The following is a 17,642-nucleotide window of genomic DNA, read 5'->3' on the forward strand; positions in this document are numbered from 1 at the left end:
TCATGAAACTCCCGATTCGACGACACAAGATCGGCTTCTCAGCGAAGGAGCCGGCAAGATCCTGGGCGCGATCATTCCAGGGAACTCTCCGGTACCTCTTTCGCTTCCCCCTGGGGCACATACGGAGTCCCGTCGTCCCATCGCGTCTCCCAATGCGCCGGGCGGCATGAGACGACGGAGGGACCTGTCGCACTCTCGAATGAGAAGGTCGTCCCTCTTTCACCCTCACCGGACAAGGTCGCGCCCAAGCCGGCTCCGAAGTTGTTCCACACGGCCTTGTTATAGGCCTCGGCCGTGATGACGTATCCCATCTTCGGGATCACGAACATCGCGCCCGACTCCTGCACCATGAGCCCCGCAGGGATGCCCCTCACGTCCACGATCTTTTTGCTCACCGGGTGATAAACGAAACCGGGCTGATCCCGCACCGGCTCCGCCAATGGGATCTTCGTTTCCGCTTTCTGGTGCGGCGGCCGTTGGCTTGCCTTGGACGGCTTTCTCGGCCCGCTGTCGGCCGGATCCGTGATTCCTTTCCGATGATCCGCCTCCCGCGTGGAGGATGATCTCTCGCCGCCCTCCTTTGCATCATTCTGACGAACCTGCAAAAGCAGGAGCAGAGCCAGCACCAGTAAGAGAGCCGACAAGGCCGGGGCACCGATCCTTTTCACCCTTTCATGAAACAGAACCTTCTGCTTCCAGGTCAAGCGATCAACTCTGAATGGATGGACGCAGGATGAAGATCACTCACCTTCGGTCGGAGCCTTTCCGCCCGGGATCCTGAAAAGGCGCTGCGTGCCCTCGGGCGCACCGGGATCCTGGAGGACCGCGCCGGGATCCGAGCCATTGGAGTCGATGATCTTGTTGTCGTAGGGGCTGAAGAAGAATCCCGGCTTGCCGGGCACGGGCTTGGCCTCCGGCAAGCTCTGCGTGGCGGCATGGGCCGCATCCAACTCCTTGGCAAGCTCCTCCTTGGCAATCGCCTCCTGCTCCGGATCCATTTTGGGGATGCGGAAATGCTTCTTCTGGTCCGAAGGAAACATCGGATCCGCGACGAGCGTGCCTCCTGGTATCCCCTTCACATCGATGATCGCGCCGCTGAAGGGGCTCTTCACGTAGCCCGGCTTGTCAGGGATCGGCTCGGCGATCGGCGGCTTCTTCTCGGCGACCTCGGGACGCTCGCTGGCCTTGGTCGGTTTGCTTTCCGGCACAGGTGCCGGAGCCTCAAGCTCCTTTGCGACCGGTGCCACGGATTCCTTCGCCGAAGCCGGCGCCGCGGGTCCCTTCTCGGCAGTGGCCTCCTCCTTGCGCTCGCAAGACAGCAAGGCCAACGCCACCATTCCCGCGAATCCGAGTTGTTTCATGCTTTCAAGAGATGAAAGGTCGCTATCAACCCGTCAAGCTGTCCGCAGATGAATCCTTCTGACTGGCCGTGGCGGGACGCAACACCCCTGCGCTTCGACCGCTTCATGGAGCTCGCGCTCCACGATCCGGAGCGCGGCTACTATGCACGTCGTATTCGCGGTGTCGGCCGCGGTGGTGACTTCACCACCACGCCGATGCTGACACCGGCACTCGGCAAGGCGGTCTCGTCATGGTCGAAGGGGGCGCTGAAGGGCAGCGGCTGCCGCGACCTGATCGAGCTCGGCCCCGGCGAAGGCGTGCTCGCTGAAGCCGTAATGAAAACCTTCCCGTGGTGGAAGAAGCCACGGCTGCACCTTGTCGAGCGCTCGGTGCCCTTGCGGGAAAAGCAAGCCGCACGCCTCGGCAAGCGCGTGATCTGGCACGACACCATCGAGTCCGCGCTGGATGCGTGCGGGGGCAAGGCGTGCATCTACTCGAATGAGTTCGCAGACGCATTTCCCGTGCGACGTTTTCGCCGCGATACCGATGGCTGGAGCGAGCTGTTTCTCACGCCGCAGGAGAGCTGGCAGCCATGTGAGTCGCTGCCGGAGTCAACGGTATTCACGCTGACCTTTTCTCCCGGCCAGATCGTGGAAGTGGCGGAGTCGTATCACGATTGGCTGCGCGGCTGGCTCCCTCATTGGAAAGCCGGACGCATGCTGACCATCGACTACGGTGCGCTGGTGGAACCGCTCTATCACCGCCGCCCGCGAGGCACCGTCCGAGCCTATCTCCTACAGCAGCGCCTCGAAGGCCCCGCGATCTACGAGAATCCCGGCCGACAGGATCTCACCACGGATGTGAATTTCACCGACCTCCAAGCGTGGTCCTCCCCGCAGGCGGAGACCGTGAAACTCACAACCCAGCGCGAGTTCCTGCTACCGCATGCCAACCCGGCCGACCCCGCGGATGCTCACGCCGTCGATGCCGATGGCGCAGGCGGCAGCTTCCTGGTGCTCGAGCAGCGAGCGAAACCAGTCAACGAGCCGGCGCCTCGAGCTTCGTGATCAAACCATCGATCACCGAGTCCACCGACAGCTTGATCTTCTGATTCGCGGCGAGGGCCTGCTGACCTTCGGGAAGGTGACGCGTCGCATAGTCGACCGCCGCCTCCGTGCGCTTCCCGGCTTCGGCGAGGAGAGCCACTTCGGCAGCGTCGTTGGCGAGAAGCGTCCGGCACTGTTCACCCACCTTGAGGTGCCAGCGATCGAGGTCCTTGCAATAGACCGCGAGCACCCCGTCCTTCTCGACACCGACACGGGCGGCGGTTTCCTTCAGATAAGCATCGATGCCGCCCGCCGGTGTCTTCTCCAGCACCCGTGCGCGGAGCCTGCGGCCGGTGAAGCGCTCGAAGTTGGCGAGCTTGAAATTGAAAGCCTTCGCCCGGTCCCAATCGGTGGGAAGGATCTTGTCGGGATCGTCAAACGGAGCATCCGGGCCCGGCTCGCGGGGTCCACCGTAGGCCTTCGCCGCGCCGGTCATTCCGGCGAACGATTTTTCGCTCACGACGAATGCGCCGGCCTCCGCGCCCACCCGGAGGATCTTCACCTTCATCCGGTCGCCTTGCTCGATTTTCGGAAGCACCTCCAAGCCGCGGACCACATGGCCGAACACGCTGTGCAGGTAGTCCAGCCGATGCACCTCCCGCAGCATGAAGCACCACTGGGAGCCATTCGTGTCGGGGCCATCGTTCGCCATCTGCACCACCCCGGCGCGGTCGTGGCTGAGGGCGGGAGTGATCTCGTCCGGAAACAGGTAGCCCGCGTCACCATCGCCGGTGGCGGTCGGATCGCCGCCCTGGACGACGAAGTCCGCGACCACCCGGTGAAAGGTGAGGCCATCGAAAAACGGAGTGCCCTTCTTGGGACCGAGCGTGCCCTCCGCAAGGCCGACGTAGTTCGCCACCGTCATCGGCGCTTCCTTGAAGTGGAGCTCCGCCACCACCACCCCGCGCGGCGTGGTCACTTCCGCATAGAGCCCGTCCGGGAGGGATTCTTCGGCCCGGGCGGAAAGCAGGAAAAGCAAGCCGGCGAAACCGAGGAGCGATGAGCATTTTCCCATGTCCGGAAGCTGGCGGACTTCTTCCCCGCGGACAATCCCCGGAGCCGCGACGCGCCGAATCTGCACCGGACAACCGATTTCCTGCCGAACCGAACGCCGGACTCGCCTTGCCCCGGGAAAAAAAGCGCGCATCTTCCGCGCATGCTCCGGAGCCTCTTCGCCCTGTTCGTTCTCATCCTGCCGCTGGCCGCCTTCGAGCTGCCGGCGAAATCATCCCAATGCGTGGTCGGCACCGCGAAAGATTGGAACAGCTCGAATGTCACGCTGAACACCTACGAAAAGCGCGGCGGCCAGTGGGTAAAGGCCAGCGGCCCGTGGACCGGCCGGCTTGGCAAGAACGGCCTCGTCTGGGGGCTCGGGATCAGCCCGGTGCCCGCGGGTGCCAAGGTGAAGAACGAGGGCGACATGCGCGCACCGGCCGGCGTCTTCCGCATCGGTGGCGCGTGGGGCGTGCCTGCCAGCATCCAGAAGCACCCGAAGCTTTTCTACCGCCAGGTCACCACCCGCGACCTGTGGGTGGAGGACCCGCAGTCACCGAACTACAACAAGCACCTGGTGCTCGACCACGAACCGGCCACGGCGTGGGAGAAGAAGCAGCAGATGAAGCAGAACGACTACCCGCACACCCTGAAGCTCTTCATCGCCCACAATGCCGCGCCGAAGATCTCGCCCGGCCAGGGCAGCGCGATCTTCTTCCACATCTGGCGCGGCGGCGGCTCGAAGCCCACCGCCGGCTGCACCACCATGGAGGAAAAGAAGCTCCGCGAGCTGATCGCCTGGATCGATCCCGACAAGCAGCCCATTTACGTGCTACTGCCCGAGGCCGAATACCAAGCGAAGAAGGCGGAGTGGAAGCTGCCTTGATCTTCTAGAACGTAGGCGCGGTGGTGACACCGCGGAAGCAACCGGAGAGGCGGACCTCGCCGGACCACTCCGCATTCTCACGAATGCGCCTACCTCCAGAACGCGCTCGCTCCATGATGATCAAAAGGTAGGCGTGGTGGTGACACCACGGAAGCCACCGGAGAAGCCGACTTCACCAAACCACTCCGCATTCTCACGAATGCGCCTACCTCCACAGAGAGAAGGCGAAGTGGCAGTTCCCGTGAATAGGGCCTATCAGACCTGCGCGCCCTCTTCCTTCTTCACCGCCACCCCCTGATAGAAGATCGCCATCACCGGCAAGCACAGCGCGGAGAGCGCCGCTTGCACCCACCAGTACGCCGTCCAGCCGCCGTGCTGCTGCACCACGGCGTAGTCGTAGAGAAACTTGCCGAACAAGATCCCGATCACCGACCCCACGCCATTGCTGGCCAGCGTCAAGAGGCCCTGCGCCTGGGTGCGCATCGACGGATCCACCCGCCGGTCGAGGAAGAGCTGCCCGGTGATGAAGTAGAGCGTGTAGCACAGCCCGTGCAACGAAATGCCGGCGATGAGCCACCCGGAGTTCCCCGTGCTCCCGGCCACGGAGAAGAGCGCATAGCGCAGTGCGGAAAGCCCCAGCGCGATCATCAGCACCGTCTTCACGCGGAAGCGGGTCATCACCACCGACATCAGCAGCATCGCAACGATCTCGCTGATCTGGCCGATCGTCATGGTCGCGGAGGGCGTCGTGCTGCCGAGCGCTATGAGATGCATCGGCGTGTGCATGAAGAACACCGCCAGCGGAATGCTGAGCAGCGTGGTGACGGAGAAGAAAACCAGGTGATCGCGTTCCTTCAGCAGCCGGAAGGCATCGAGCCCCAGCAGCGTGCGGAGCGAGCGCGAGTTGCCCATCGGCGGGGTGTTCGGAAGAAAGAGGGCGAAGGCGGCCCCGATGAAACGGGTGATCGCCGCCGCGTAGCCGGCACCCGGTGAACCCTCGAAGTGGAACACGAAGCTGGTCAGCACCCCGGCCGCCATCCACCCCAGTGTGCCGCCCAGCCGCACCACCGGGAATTCCCGCTCGCCTGACCGCAGGTGAACCATCGCGATGCTGGCCAGCATGCTCCACATCGGTGCCGCGACAATCGACGCGGCGGCGAACAGCCCGAGGAAGAGATGGGGCGAGCCGAGCCGCTCGAGCGCGGCAAAGGCCGCGGCCAGCAGCAGCCCGCTGACCATGCCGATCACCGCGAAGACCTTCTGCGCCGGGAAGCGGTTGTCAGCGATCGACCCTACGATCAATGGCGAGATCAACGCGGCGAGCGGCCCCACCAGGAAGGCGTAGGCCACCCACTCGCTGCCCAGCCCGCGCGATGCCAGGATATTCGACAGCGCCGGGGTGTAATAGCCCGGCGACATGCCGAGGAAAAAGAACACCGTCCACAGGCCGCCGAGGACCGCGAGGGCGCTGCGGGAGGGCATGGGCAAGGACACGGCGCGACGCTAGCGGGCCGCTGCCGGGGTGCAAGAACACCCCGGCTCAAATGCCGGACAATTTCCGCAGGGCCTCCTGATGCCGTCCGTCGTAGGGGATCAGCACGATCCCGGCGAAATTACACACTGCGGAGAGCAGCAGGCAGATCGCGCCCGAATGCATCCTGGATGGTCCCATCGCGAGCAAAACGAGGAACAGACCGAGACCGGCCAACCCGGAGAAGAAGGCGATGAAGCACCGCGTGAGCAGGGACTTCCGTATCAGCGGAGCAGCGAAAGGGGCAAAGACCACTCCTGCGGAGAAGGTCGCGAAGACCGCGAGCGTCGGTGCCAGGGGAAGCATGAGAGGCTGCTGTCGATCTACCACCCTATCGAAACACTCGACCCAAAACCGCCAGCCATGCGTCCATTTGAAAGCCGGATAGAAGTGAAAGGCACCGAACAGCACCAAGGCCACGCCAAGGAATGCAGGCCCCGCCATGCGATGGAAGCGATTCACGGGCCGAGGCTAACAGACGGGCAGCCAAGGACAAGCAACACACAAGTCGATGGCAGTCCTTGTAACGGGGCAGCCCCAGGTTCTTCCAAGCCCACCGCGTAGCGGTCAAGGACGGTAGCAGCCTCTTCAGCCCGCGGAATCCTATGGGAACGGTGTCGCATCGCGACACAGGAATAGCACGGGGACGACCGTCGCTGCCTCCCGCGTGCCAGCTCGTTGAGCTTGGATCGTTCGCCCGACTGGTGGAGGCTTCCATCATGACCAAGGATCCTCAATCCGTTCCGGGAGCGTTCCAGTATGGTGGCATTTGGTTTCTCACGGACCGCACCATTGCTCAAATTCCTCATGCGGTCTCTTGCCCTGCGCTGGACTTCCTGGAATTGGCACGGTCAGACACGAGGCTGCCGGATTTGGCCGGAGCTCCTCTGGCATCGTGGCTCCTTGCCAGAGTCAGTTCGATGACCCGGGGCAACATGCCCTACAGCTACGATCAAGTCCAAGGGTCAGACGGGAACGACCTCTATCTGGGTTTCACCTGCCACGAGAGCGATGGGAAGGTGGTTGGCAGCGTGGCATTCCTTGCCAGCGCGGATCACATCAGCCTCCAGGCAGATGCCGTTCCACCGGCCTCACCCGAGCGCTTGCGGGACGCGATCATCAAGGCTGTTTTTTCCAGTCCACCCAAGGTGGCTCGCTCGCGCGTCACAGTGACTTGGACCGATGGAACCGATGATGCCGCCAGGAACAGCATCCCCCGAGCCTACGGGTTTGACGGAGAGCGTTACCTCAATGAGCTAGCACCGCAGCACGCCATTGATTGGAGCGAATACGAATAGCCCCAAGAAACACGCCCTCACCCCAGCCAAGTCCGGATCATTGTCTGCGGAGGCCCGGCGCTCAAAACTTCCGCTGCCCATTCCCCCGCACCCGGTACTGATAGCTCGTCAGCTCCCTCAGCCCCATCGGGCCGCGGGCGTGGAGCTTGTCGGTGGAGATCCCGATCTCCGCACCGAAGCCGAATTCCTCACCATCGGCGAGGCGGGTGGAGACATTGTGGAAGACGCAGGCCGAGTCGCAGCCGGAGAGGAACACATTCGCAGCCTCCTCATCGCTGGTGACGATGGACTCGGTATGATGCGACCCGTGGGTATTGATGTGCTGGATCGCTTCCTCCACGGAATCGACGATCTTCACGGACAGGATCAGGTCGAGATACTCGGTGTCCCAGTCCTCCTCGGTGGCGGGCACGGCATCGATGATCTGGCGGGTGCGCTCGCAACCGCGGATCTCCACACCCTTTTCCACCAGCTCCTCGGCGATCTCCGGCAAATGGCTGTGCGCGACGGCCGAGTGGACGAGCAGCGTCTCAAGCGCATTGCACACGCCGGGCTTCTGGGCCTTCGAGTTGACGGTGAGCCTCGCCGCCATGCCGGCGTCGGCGGCCTTGTCCACGTAGATGTGGCAGATGCCGTCGTAGTGCTTGATGACGGGCATGCGGGCCTGCGAGACCACGGTCTCGATCAGCCCCTTGCCACCGCGCGGGATGATCAGGTCCAGCCACTTGTCCATCTGGCACAGCGCGCTGACGCTGGAGCGGTCCGTGAAAGGGATGAGCTGGATCGAGTGCTCGGGCAGGCCGGCAGTCTCGCCACCGGCTTGCAGCGCCTCGGCGATGGCGCGGTTGCTGTGGATGGCCTCCGAACCGCCACGCAGGATGGTGGCATTGCCCGTCTTGAAGCACAGCACGGCGGCATCGCTGGTGACGTTCGGCCGGCTTTCGTAAATGATGCCGATGGTACCGATCGGCACGCGCACCTGCTGGAGGTGCATGCCATTCGGGCGGGTGAACTTGTCCATCACTTGGCCGACGGGATCGGGCAGCTCGATGACCTGGTCGATGCCGTGGGCAATCCCCTCCACCTTCGCCGCGTCGAGCTTCAGGCGATCGAGCATCGGCTTCGACAGGCCCTTCGCCTCACCGGCGGCCAAGTCGAGGGCATTGGCCGCGACGACTTCAGAGGTGCGGGCACGCAGTTCGGCGGCCATCGCCTTGAGAATCTCGTTCTTCTGCTCCGTGGTGAGCTGGGAAAGCTTGTACGAGGCCGCGCGAGCATTGCGGGCCAGCGTTTCCACGGCGGAGAAGACTTCGGCGTCGGTCATGGGTCAAAGAGGCAGAAAGCAGATCGTGTCGCGCATGTCGGCAGGGGTTGCCGCGGCGGCGATGACTTCGAGATCACCCACCATCGCCCCAATGGCAACCGCTGTTTGCGCAGCAAACACCAGGCCGGAAAACGAACGCCCGGTGACATGAAAGTCATTCGCGATTCTCAGGAGGTCGGTGTCCTGGCTCACCAGGACCCTCCCCAGTCCGGTGGCGCGCAGCAGCAAACTTTCGTCGTCGAGCGTCGTGGTGCCATCATCTTGCGCGGTGAGCACATCGATGCCGCGTTTGCGCAGCGCGACTGCGACCGACTTCGGAACGTGCACGTCCATGTAGTAGGCAAGGGTCATCGCCTCGCGTCACGAGCCGCCCGCAACTTCCCCATCAGCGCGGTTTCTTGTCGTTCTGCCGCGAGTTGACCGGCCCACTGCGAATCTGCCGCGATCTGACGGTCCAGTTGCTCCCGGTGATCGTGGTACCATGCCATGGCGGCGTGGATGCGGGCCGGAGTGAGATGGGGATGATTCTCCACCAGCGATGGGATCGACCCGTCCGCGGCGAAGTACGACAACACCACCTCGATCACCTTCACGTTGGTGTCGTCGATCCACGCCCTGCCTTCATGGTCGAGGCGAATATGGCTTGAAGATGCAACCGTCACGGTGTGAGTGAATCACAGGTTGAGGGCAGCGTCAAACCCGCGCCCCGAAGCGCGTCGAGAGCCCCTTTTCCCCCGCCAGGATGCCGGCGAGGCGCTCGGGCTTGCGGCCGTGGGCGATGTGAACGGTGATGCCGGCATCGACGGAATTCTTCACCGCCTGCAGCTTCGATGCCATGCCGCCGATGGAAAAACGGCCGCGCTCGTCCTTCGCGAAGCCGAGCACCGCATTCACGTCGGGCACGTCCTCGACCAGCTCATTGGTCTCCGGCGAAAGCAGGCCATCCACTGAGGTCAGCAGGATCAGCGTCTTCGCGCCGAGCAGGGTCGCGACCTGCGAGGACAGCATGTCGTTATCGCCCACGCGGAGTTCCTCCACGGCCACCGAATCATTCTCATTGATGATCGGGACGATGTTCGGCTCGGCGAGCAGGCGCTGCAGGGTGTTGGAAACGTAGGTGCGGCGCTCCGGCGTCTGGAGGTCGGCAGCGGTGAGCAGGACCTGGGCGACGGCCAGATTGAAGTTCTGGAAGAGCGACCCGTAGGTGTGCATCAGCCGAGCCTGGCCGACCGCGGCGCAGGCCTGCTTGGTGGTCAGGTCGTCACTCGGATACCCGGCCAACCCGAAGGCGGACACGCCCGCACCGACCGCGCCGGAGCTGACCAGCAGGCAGCGGTGGCCGCTCTCAACGAGCCCGGCGATGGCGGTGACGAGGCGGACCAGCGAGGCACCATCGAGCGTTCCATCGCTTGCGCGGGTCAGGACGCCGGTGCCGGCCTTGATGACAGTAAGGGATTCCATGGCGGAAAAATGCGGGGCCGCGCTATGGCCGCAAATCCCGCGGGAGGCCATCGCAAAGCGTGGCAGTCACCGTGCCATGCCGCCCGTGACAAAGAAATGCGCGGGCAATCGGCGTCGGGTCTGCTATGACGGGGAAGCGGCTCTTCCCCCCGGATTGCCAACACGTCTGGAACGATGAATCGCCTGCTCCTTTCCGCCGTCCGCCGGGGACTGATCCTGTCGCTGCTGCTCACGCTCGTCGGCGGATTGCACGGCGCGACCTTGGGAAACACCACCGAGGGCACCAGCTCCGAGGCGATCTGGAATGGCAGCCCCTTCATCCATGCCAACCGGGTGCAGGCGACGTCGGCGATCACCGTCGACCGCCTGTTCGCAAAGGTGAAAGCGGTCCCCGGCGCCTACAAGGCAGCGATTTACACCGATGACAGCGGGATTCCGAACGCGTTGCTACGAGAAACCGCCGAGGTCGCGGAGCCGGCCGAGGGCTGGCGCGCCTTCACCCTGGCCCAGCCGGTGACGCTGGCGGCAGGCACCTACTACTGGTTCGCCATCTGGTCGGACAGCGCGGAGGCGGGGGTCTTCGCCAGCGAAGGCGCGGGGCTTCGCTGGGGACAGTACGCCTACGGTGCTTGGCCGGACCCGGTGGTCCTCGATAGCGGCCCGGCGGCGAAAACCTTTTGCCTCTATGCCCAGTCGAGAACGGCTGTGGACGAGGTGATCGCGGTCCGCGGCAGCCAGGTGGAAATTCCCGATGGTGACACGACCCCGCGAGCGGCGGACGACACGGATTTCGGCACGGTGGATGTGACCGGGGCAACCCGCGCGAAGACCTTCACGATCTACAATCCCGGCACCACGCTGCTCACGCTCAATGGCACGCCGAAGGTGGCCGTCACTGGCCCGCAGGCGAGCGACTTCACCGTGACTGCGGTGCCGGGCGATAATACTCTAACGGCGAATGGCGACAGCACCACCTTCACCGTCACCTTCAATCCCTCCGCCGCGGGCCTGCGTCGCGCCACGCTGACCATCGCGAATTCCGCCAGCTCGGGCGCCTTTGACTTCGTGATTGAAGGCACCGGCGCGATCCTCGATTTCATCCCGCAGAGCATCTTCCCACCGGGGAAAACCGGCAACAACTCAGGCGCGGAGGGCAATCACTACGAACTGGGCACCGTCTTCCGCAGCGACCTCGCCGGGGCCGTTACCCACCTCCGCGTCTATGCCGTGGCGGGAGAAACGGGCGATCACAGCGCGCGGCTGTGGAGAAACAGCGACGGCGGCGGGGTCGGCGCGGTGATTGGCGGCCCTTACACCTGGAACTTCGGCGGTGCCACCGGCTGGATCACGCTGGACATCCCGGACGTCGCGCTGGCCGCGGACACGGACTACACGGTCGTGGTTTCCACTGGCAGTGGCGGCAGGAACTACGCCTTCGTCAACGGCGACCTGCAAAACCCGGGCGGCAACGCCATAAACCTCAGCTACCCCGCCGCGGCCGGCGTCTTCTCGACATCGCCCGGCGCGCGGCCGACCCAAAGCTTCCAGAGCAGCAACTACCTGCGCGACGTCGTCTTCGTGGCCGGAGGCGGCGCCCCCCCGACCACCGGCCCGGTGCGCATCACCGAATTCGTCGCCAGCAATGAGTCCGGCCTTCAGGACGAGGACGGCGACTTTTCCGACTGGATTGAGCTCTACAATCCCACCGCCACCCCGGTGAACCTCGCGGGCTACAAGCTGGTCGATAGCGCCGCGAGTTGGACCTTTCCCTCGGTCACGCTGGGCGCGCAGCAATTCCTCGTGGTCTATGCCTCGGAGAAAAACCGCGTGGCCCAGCCCGGAAACTTGCACACCGGCTTCAAGCTCGACTCCAGCGGCGAGTATCTCGCGCTGAAGAACGCGGCGGGCACCGTGATCGCGGAGTTCGGCCCCGCCTACCCGCCCCAGCGCGCCGACATTTCTCATGGCCGTCGCTCGAATGGCGACGCGGTGTTTTTCCTCACGCCCAGTCCCGGTGCGGCGAATGGCTTCTCCTTCCTCGGCTTCGTGGGAGACACGAATTTCAGCGTGAAGCGAGGCTTCTTCAACACGCCGCAGACCGTCGCCATCAGCACCATCACGCCCGGCGCGCAGATCCGCTACACGCTCGATGGCAGCACGCCGACGGAAACGACCGGCACCCTCTATTCCGGCCCGCTGACCCTTTCCGCGACCACCACGCTGCGCGCGCGGGCCTTCCTCGCCGACTACCTGCCGACGAACGTGGACACCAACACGTATGTCTTTCTCGGCGACGTGCTCCAGCAATCGCCGGCCACCGCCCAAGCCTACGGTTGGCCGGCAGGCCCGGTGAATGGCCAGGAATTCCGACACGGGCTGAAGTCCGGGCTCGTCTCGCAATACGACAATGCCCAGATGCTCGCCGCGCTGCAGCAGATCCCGACGATGAGCGTCGTCACCGATCAGGCGCATCTAACAAATCCCTCGACCGGCATCTACGTGAACCCTGGTGGCGACGGCCTCACGTGGGAGCGGCCGGTTTCACTGGAACTCATCCATCCTGATGGCACAACAGGCTTCCAGGAGAATTGCGGGTTGCGGATCCGCGGTGGGCAGAGCCGCAGCACGTCCTTTCCGAAGCACTCGTTCCACGTGAACTTCCGCCGCGACTACGGGGCGGGCAAGCTGGACTACCGGCTCTTCGGCAATGACGGCGCGAACGAGTTCGACACCTTCGACCTGCGCTGCGAGCACGGCTATGCCTATGCCGACCCGCAGGGAACCACCTATGGCACCGAGTTCACCGCGGTGCGGGATGTCTTCTGCCGCGATCTCTCCGGTGCGAGCGGCCGGGCCACCACCCGCTCCGACTACTACCATCTGCTTCTGAATGGCCAGTACTGGGGCCTCTATCAGACCCAGGAACGCTCGCAGGACGACTACGGCGAAACCTACCTCGGCGGCACCAAGGAGGAGTACGACGTGATCAAGGCGACCGGCCTGCCGCAGCTCACGATCGAGAACAGCGCCGGCAATTACGAGGCGTGGACCGCGCTGTGGAATGGCTGCCGCGCCGTGGCCGCGAACCCGACCAACGCCAACTATTTCGCCCTGCTGGGTCGCAACGGCACCGGCACTCCCAACCCCGCACTGCCGGTGCTGCTCGATCCCCGCGCGCTCGCGTCCTACATGCTGCTGCATTACTACTGCGGTCATAGTGACGAACCGCTGTCGGTGTCCTTCAACTTCGAGCGGCCTAACAACTTCCGCGCGCTCCGCCGGCAGGGAATCGCGGATCCCTTCCACTTCTTCGTGCACGACGGCGAGTCCTCAATGATGGCACCGGAGTGGGTCAACAACCGCGCCAACGCCGTCAACCTCACCAGTCCCAATCGCGCTACCTTTTCTAACAGCAATCCGGAGTGGATGCACGAGGACCTGCTGGCCAGTCCTGAATACCGGATCGCCTTCGCCGATGAAGCGCAGCGGCTGCTCTTCAACGATGGCACCTTCACCGCCGCAAAGGCCCAGGCACTATGGGATGCGCGCGCCGCACAAATCGATCAGGCGGTGATCGGCGAGTCGATCCGCTGGGGCAATGCCGCCAACCATAATCAGGCGACGTGGGCCGCGAAGATCGCTCAAGTGCGCTCGCAGTTCTTCGCCACGCGCAGCGCCACGGTGGTAACCCAGCTCCGCCAACGGAACCTCTTCCCGGCGGTGGATGCCCCAGTCTTCTCGCAGCGCGGCGGGGTGGTGGCACCGGGGTTCACGCTCACCCTCTCTTCGCTGCCAGGCCAGACCGGCACCATCTACTACACCACCGATGGCACCGACCCACGCGCGATCGGAGGCAGCCTCGATGGCACCGCATACTCTGCCCCGATCAACATCAATGCCCCGGTCACGGTGAAGGCCCGCTTCCGCGGCACCGGCAATGTGTGGAGCGCGCTGGAAACCGGCACCTTCACCCAGCACCCGCCGGCCGGTCCCGGCGATCTGGTCATTTCCGAGTTCAACTACAACGCCCCGGGCCCGACCGTCTCGGAGAGCAACCAGGGATTCACCAGCGGCAATCAGTTCGAGTGGATCGAGCTCATGAACATCGCCGATAGCCCGCGCGACCTGACCGGCGTGCGGCTCACCACCGCCATCACCTTCGACTTCACCACGGCCCCAGCGGCCGCACGGGTACTCGCGCCCGGCCAGCGGGTCGTGGTGGTCTCAAATCTCGCCGCCTTCAATGCCCGCCTCGCTCCGGGCGCCACACCGCTGGTTGCCGGGACCTATTCCTCGAACCTCGACAACGGCGGCGAAACCATCGTGCTGCGGGACGCCTCGAACAACATCATCCAGTCCTTCGCCTACAGCGACGAGCTGCCGTGGCCACTGGAGACGGATGGAAACGGCCGGACGCTCGTGCTCAATCACCCCGGCTCCAATCCCGACCAATCCGCTCCCCGGAGCTGGCGTCCGAGCGCGACACTTCACGGCAGCCCCGGCACTTCCGGCAGCCCGCCGCTCCCGGTCGATCCCAGTGGCGATGACGACGGCGACGGCTTGAGCAATCTCCTCGAATACGCCTGCGGTCCCAATCCGAAGCCGACGCTCGTCAATGAAACCTACATCCCCCCCTCCGCCGTGGCCGCGGAGTATGGGTTCTTCCGCTTCCCCCGCTCCCTCGCAGTGGACGGCATCGATTTCACCGCCGAGACCTCCACCACGCTCACCGGCTGGACCACCACCGAACTCGACTACGTGAGCACCACCGTCACCACCGGCGGACAAGCGATCGTGACCTACCGCACCAAGCTGCCAGCCGCACAACTCGGCGAGCGCTTCTTCGTGCGGCTGCGGGTGACTCCCTGAGAAAGCCGTCCGCCCCTGGTTTTCTCGTTCGGCTCACGTGCCTTCCGGATCGTGACCGGCTCGACGTCTCGCTTCCCGAATCCGATCCCGCTCTATCCGGCGGCACTCCCGGCAGCGCACTGCGACCTTGCAGGACGGTGCCTTGGTCGTCTCGTAGTACCAGCACTGGTCTGCAGCAGCCCACACACAGACCGCGCCGCAGTCCTGGCAGAGGAAGGTCTGATCCCGGAAAAACACCGGATGCGGAGACCACTCGCTTCCGAAGCTCACGAGATCGGGATCGACCGGAATCGCGCTGGCAGGGATCTCGGAAGCATCCTTGATCCACCCGAGCCGCATCAGCTTTTCGATCCGCTGCTCGCGAAACCGAGTGGCGGCTTCCGCCTCTTTCTTGGACTTCCGCCGGGTCATCTTCGACTACAGGTTGTCGAAAAGTCATCATCCCCGCAAGCTACGGTCGAATCGCGACTTAGCGCTCCGCGGAAGCATCAATCACCACATGCCCCGATTCGCCTTGGCGCTTCCTCGCGTCCTCCGCCATCGCCTTCAGGTCGAAGCCGAATCGCTCCAAAAGCATGACCTTGGCGCGGCGGACTTCCGCCAAGACCGGATCAGGCCGCGACGAAAAGCTGGAACCAGAGGTCGTCGGATTCATCAAAATCATATTATTCGCGGGAGAGGGTCGAGGCAAGCTCCCGGCCTGGCCTTCCTCAACCCGCTCTTGCCCCCCTGCCCCGTCGCGTTTACAGCCGCCCGCATGAACTCGTTCCCGCTGCCCGGTGACAAGAAGGCGCTTGAAGAAGGCCTGGTGTTCACGCCGAAGTTCGATGCCGATGGCCTGGTCCCGGCGATGGCGATCGACGCCACGACCAAGGAGCCGCTGATGCTCGCCTACATGAATGCCGAGTCGCTGTCGCTCACCTTGGAGCTGGGCGAGGCCGTTTACTGGTCACGCAGCCGCCAGGAGCTGTGGCACAAGGGCAAGACCTCCGGGCAGGTCCAGAGGGTCGTCGAAATCCGCACCGATTGCGATCAGGACGCGCTGGTCGTTTACGTCGAGCAGCTCGGCGGCGGCTGCTGCCACACCGGGCGGAACGATTGCTTTTACCGCAAGGTCGCCGGCCGCGACTCCGCGGGCGGGGCGCTGCTGGCCTTCAAAAACGAGCAATAAACCCGGGAAATGGGGCCGAAATTCGCAAATTTCGCGGTTGCAATCGCCGGGTCGTTCCCCTAGTTCTCCCGCCCCTCGCGCCTCTGGGTGCCGGGATCAGCCATTTTTCAAGCAAGGAGGACCGCCATGGACATCATCAAAAAGATCGAGCAGGAGCAGCTTAAGACCGACATCGCCGACTTCAACGTGGGCGACACCGTGAAGGTCCACACCCGGGTCGTGGAAGGCGGCAAGGAGCGCGTCCAGATCTTCGCCGGCATCGTGATCGCCCGCCGCGGCACCAGCGTGAATGCCTCCTTCACCGTCCGTAAGATCTCCTACGGCGAAGGCGTCGAGCGCGTGTTCCCGCTCCACACCCCGCGTATTTCCAAGATCGAAGTGGTCAGCAAGGGCAAGGTCCGTCGCGCCAAGCTGCACTACCTCCGCAGCCGCGTCGGTAAGAAGGCCATGCTCGTCAAGGCTGCTCCCAAGAAGTAATCCGCTTCCCGGAAGTCCTTTTCCCAAACGCGCCCCGGTTCATCCGCGGGCGCGTTTTTTCGTTCCGGGAGACCGCGTGGAGAACTTGCCCCTTGGCGGTGGCTGGCGGATTCACTCATGCTCCCGGCCGTGCAGCGCGTCCCCCTCCTCGCCGTGATCCCCCTCGCCATCGGGGTGATTGCGCTGCCGTGGTGGGCGTGGACGAAGGACATGGATTTCCTGACGCCGCCGAGCGACTTCCAGCTCCGCCGGATCCGCGCCGACACCGCCGCCGCGCTTTCCAAGCCGCGACGCGACAAGGCCCCGAACTCGCGGGAGGACCTGCAACGCGAGGTGCAGTCGCCGATCAAACCGCCGCCGGAGATCGACCCGGGCGACCCACATGCCCCGGCCGCGATCGATGCCTATCGGGAGGAGGCTGCCGGCAAAGGTGCCAATGCCCTGATCGATTTGGCCGTCCATCTGGAGGAACAAAGCGGCAATGCCCGAGCCTTGCTGGCGTGGGAGCGCGTGCTCGATTCCAGCAAACCGGACGATTCGCAGCGCGCAGCAGCGCTCGCCGGCATTCAGCGGCTGCGCCCGGCAGTCGCGCCCTGGAGTGTCGATCCGCTCGCCAAGCCACTGGTGCTGGAGGCCGCCATCAATACACCGGTGCCCCATCCTTCATTGGAAGGTCTGCTGGAAGAAGCCGCACGGATCACCGCGAACTCTTCCGCGGGATTGGTGAAATTCGTCCCGCGCGTGGATCTTCCCGACCCGCCGCAGCCGCCGAAGAAGGTCAAACCGAAGCCCAAGCCCAAGCCGAAGGCCAAAGGGAAACCCCAAGTGCCGGAGCCGCCGCCCGCACCTCCCCCACCGCCGCCCGTCCGGCCACCTCTCTCGCTACAAATCCTGGCCGATGGCGAAAGCTCGACCTCGACCGGGGTGATCGAGCTGGCGCTGCCCGAGGACGCGAGCGAGCTACGCCGCGAGATCCTCCGCGGCGTTTACCGGCTGGTCGCTTCGCAGATCGCAGCGACCACCGAGCTCACCCCGCCGGATGGACTTTCCGAGACCGATGAGCCGGTGCCGGCGCTGTCGGCGCGGATCACGCGGCTGTCGTGGTCGGAGTTCGGAAAATCGCTGCAACCGGCGGATCGGCCCTAAGAGATTACTGGACGCGACCGTTTCTCAGGGGAAGCTTCG

18 protein-coding genes are annotated in these 17,642 nt (G+C 64.4%); 7 read left to right on the forward strand and 11 right to left on the reverse strand.

All coding sequences use genetic code 11. The features are described from left to right. Positions 1-71 precede the first annotated feature (71 nt). Both OKA05_RS20040 and OKA05_RS20045 read right to left on the reverse strand, forming a co-directional pair. Complete coding sequence (locus OKA05_RS20040; RefSeq protein WP_264488970.1) at positions 72-395, reverse strand: hypothetical protein; 324 nt, start codon at positions 393-395, stop codon at positions 72-74. Positions 396-740: 345 nt separating this feature from the next. Further along, positions 741-1,361 (reverse strand): hypothetical protein, encoded by a 621-nt coding sequence (locus tag OKA05_RS20045; protein WP_264488971.1) that lies wholly within the window; start codon positions 1,359-1,361, stop codon positions 741-743. Positions 1,362-1,409: 48 nt separating this feature from the next. Between OKA05_RS20045 and OKA05_RS20050 the strand changes: the two genes are divergently transcribed. Further along, on the forward strand, positions 1,410-2,408 hold the full coding sequence (locus OKA05_RS20050; RefSeq protein ID WP_264488972.1) for an SAM-dependent methyltransferase: 999 nt from the start codon (positions 1,410-1,412) through the stop codon (positions 2,406-2,408). Here the strand turns inward: OKA05_RS20050 and OKA05_RS20055 are convergent. Further along, positions 2,380-3,462, reverse strand: coding sequence for a peptidylprolyl isomerase (locus OKA05_RS20055; protein ID WP_264488973.1), 1,083 nt, complete (start codon positions 3,460-3,462; stop codon positions 2,380-2,382). The genes OKA05_RS20050 and OKA05_RS20055 overlap by 29 nt on opposite strands. A 141-nt stretch (positions 3,463-3,603) precedes the next feature. On the opposite strand from OKA05_RS20055, the gene OKA05_RS20060 reads away from it, so the two are divergent. Then, a complete protein-coding gene (locus OKA05_RS20060) occupies positions 3,604-4,326 on the forward strand; it encodes a L,D-transpeptidase family protein (RefSeq protein WP_264488974.1) in 723 nt (240 codons plus the stop codon). Positions 4,327-4,581: 255 nt separating this feature from the next. Here OKA05_RS20060 and OKA05_RS20065 read toward each other — a convergent pair whose 3' ends face one another. Both OKA05_RS20065 and OKA05_RS20070 read right to left on the reverse strand, forming a co-directional pair. Further along, positions 4,582-5,820, reverse strand: a complete 1,239-nt coding sequence (locus OKA05_RS20065) for an MFS transporter (RefSeq protein ID WP_264488975.1) — start codon at positions 5,818-5,820, stop codon at positions 4,582-4,584. 46 nt (positions 5,821-5,866) lie between these two features. Continuing rightward, positions 5,867-6,319, reverse strand: coding sequence for a hypothetical protein (locus OKA05_RS20070; protein WP_264488976.1), 453 nt, complete (start codon positions 6,317-6,319; stop codon positions 5,867-5,869). A gap of 458 nt (positions 6,320-6,777) precedes the next feature. On the opposite strand from OKA05_RS20070, the gene OKA05_RS20075 reads away from it, so the two are divergent. Continuing rightward, entirely contained in the window at positions 6,778-7,155 is a 378-nt protein-coding gene (locus OKA05_RS20075) for a hypothetical protein (protein ID WP_264488977.1), read from the forward strand. Between the two features lie 61 nt (positions 7,156-7,216). On the opposite strand, the gene OKA05_RS20080 is transcribed toward OKA05_RS20075, so the two are convergent. The 4 genes from OKA05_RS20080 to proB are packed head-to-tail and all read right to left on the reverse strand — an operon-like array spanning position 7,217 to position 9,940. After that, complete coding sequence (locus OKA05_RS20080; RefSeq protein WP_264488978.1) at positions 7,217-8,479, reverse strand: glutamate-5-semialdehyde dehydrogenase; 1,263 nt, start codon at positions 8,477-8,479, stop codon at positions 7,217-7,219. 3 nt (positions 8,480-8,482) lie between these two features. Next, positions 8,483-8,830 carry a DUF5615 family PIN-like protein gene (locus OKA05_RS20085; RefSeq protein WP_264488979.1) on the reverse strand — a complete coding sequence of 116 codons (348 nt, stop codon included), beginning with the start codon at positions 8,828-8,830 and terminating at the stop codon, positions 8,483-8,485. Beyond that, a complete protein-coding gene (locus OKA05_RS20090) occupies positions 8,827-9,141 on the reverse strand; it encodes a DUF433 domain-containing protein (protein WP_264488980.1) in 315 nt (104 codons plus the stop codon). Before OKA05_RS20090 ends, OKA05_RS20085 begins: the two co-directional genes overlap by 4 nt. Positions 9,142-9,172: 31 nt before the next feature. Next, positions 9,173-9,940 (reverse strand): glutamate 5-kinase, encoded by a 768-nt coding sequence (gene proB, locus OKA05_RS20095; protein ID WP_264488981.1) that lies wholly within the window; start codon positions 9,938-9,940, stop codon positions 9,173-9,175. A gap of 174 nt (positions 9,941-10,114) precedes the next feature. On the opposite strand from proB, the gene OKA05_RS20100 reads away from it, so the two are divergent. Further along, positions 10,115-14,809 (forward strand): lamin tail domain-containing protein, encoded by a 4,695-nt coding sequence (locus OKA05_RS20100; protein ID WP_264488982.1) that lies wholly within the window; start codon positions 10,115-10,117, stop codon positions 14,807-14,809. 33 nt (positions 14,810-14,842) lie between these two features. On the opposite strand, the gene OKA05_RS20105 is transcribed toward OKA05_RS20100, so the two are convergent. Together OKA05_RS20105 and OKA05_RS20110 are read right to left on the reverse strand one after the other, a co-directional pair. After that, positions 14,843-15,220 carry a zinc-ribbon domain containing protein gene (locus OKA05_RS20105; protein ID WP_264488983.1) on the reverse strand — a complete coding sequence of 126 codons (378 nt, stop codon included), beginning with the start codon at positions 15,218-15,220 and terminating at the stop codon, positions 14,843-14,845. A gap of 58 nt (positions 15,221-15,278) precedes the next feature. Continuing rightward, positions 15,279-15,464 carry a hypothetical protein gene (locus OKA05_RS20110; RefSeq protein ID WP_264488984.1) on the reverse strand — a complete coding sequence of 62 codons (186 nt, stop codon included), beginning with the start codon at positions 15,462-15,464 and terminating at the stop codon, positions 15,279-15,281. Positions 15,465-15,566: 102 nt separating this feature from the next. Here OKA05_RS20110 and hisI point away from each other — a divergent pair, with 102 nt between their 5' ends. The 3 genes from hisI to OKA05_RS20125 all read left to right on the forward strand — a co-directional run bounded on the left by hisI (position 15,567) and on the right by OKA05_RS20125 (position 17,603). Continuing rightward, positions 15,567-15,980, forward strand: coding sequence for a phosphoribosyl-AMP cyclohydrolase (gene hisI, locus OKA05_RS20115; RefSeq protein ID WP_264488985.1), 414 nt, complete (start codon positions 15,567-15,569; stop codon positions 15,978-15,980). Positions 15,981-16,106: 126 nt separating this feature from the next. Further along, a complete protein-coding gene (rplS, locus tag OKA05_RS20120) occupies positions 16,107-16,457 on the forward strand; it encodes a 50S ribosomal protein L19 (protein WP_264488986.1) in 351 nt (116 codons plus the stop codon). Between the two features lie 129 nt (positions 16,458-16,586). Next, positions 16,587-17,603: a hypothetical protein gene (locus tag OKA05_RS20125; RefSeq protein WP_264488987.1), complete on the forward strand. Its 1,017-nt coding sequence runs from the start codon at positions 16,587-16,589 to the stop codon at positions 17,601-17,603. Positions 17,604-17,642: the final 39 nt, after the last annotated feature.

Source organism: Luteolibacter arcticus (assembly GCF_025950235.1).
Lineage (GTDB): Bacteria > Verrucomicrobiota > Verrucomicrobiia > Verrucomicrobiales > Akkermansiaceae > Haloferula > Haloferula arctica.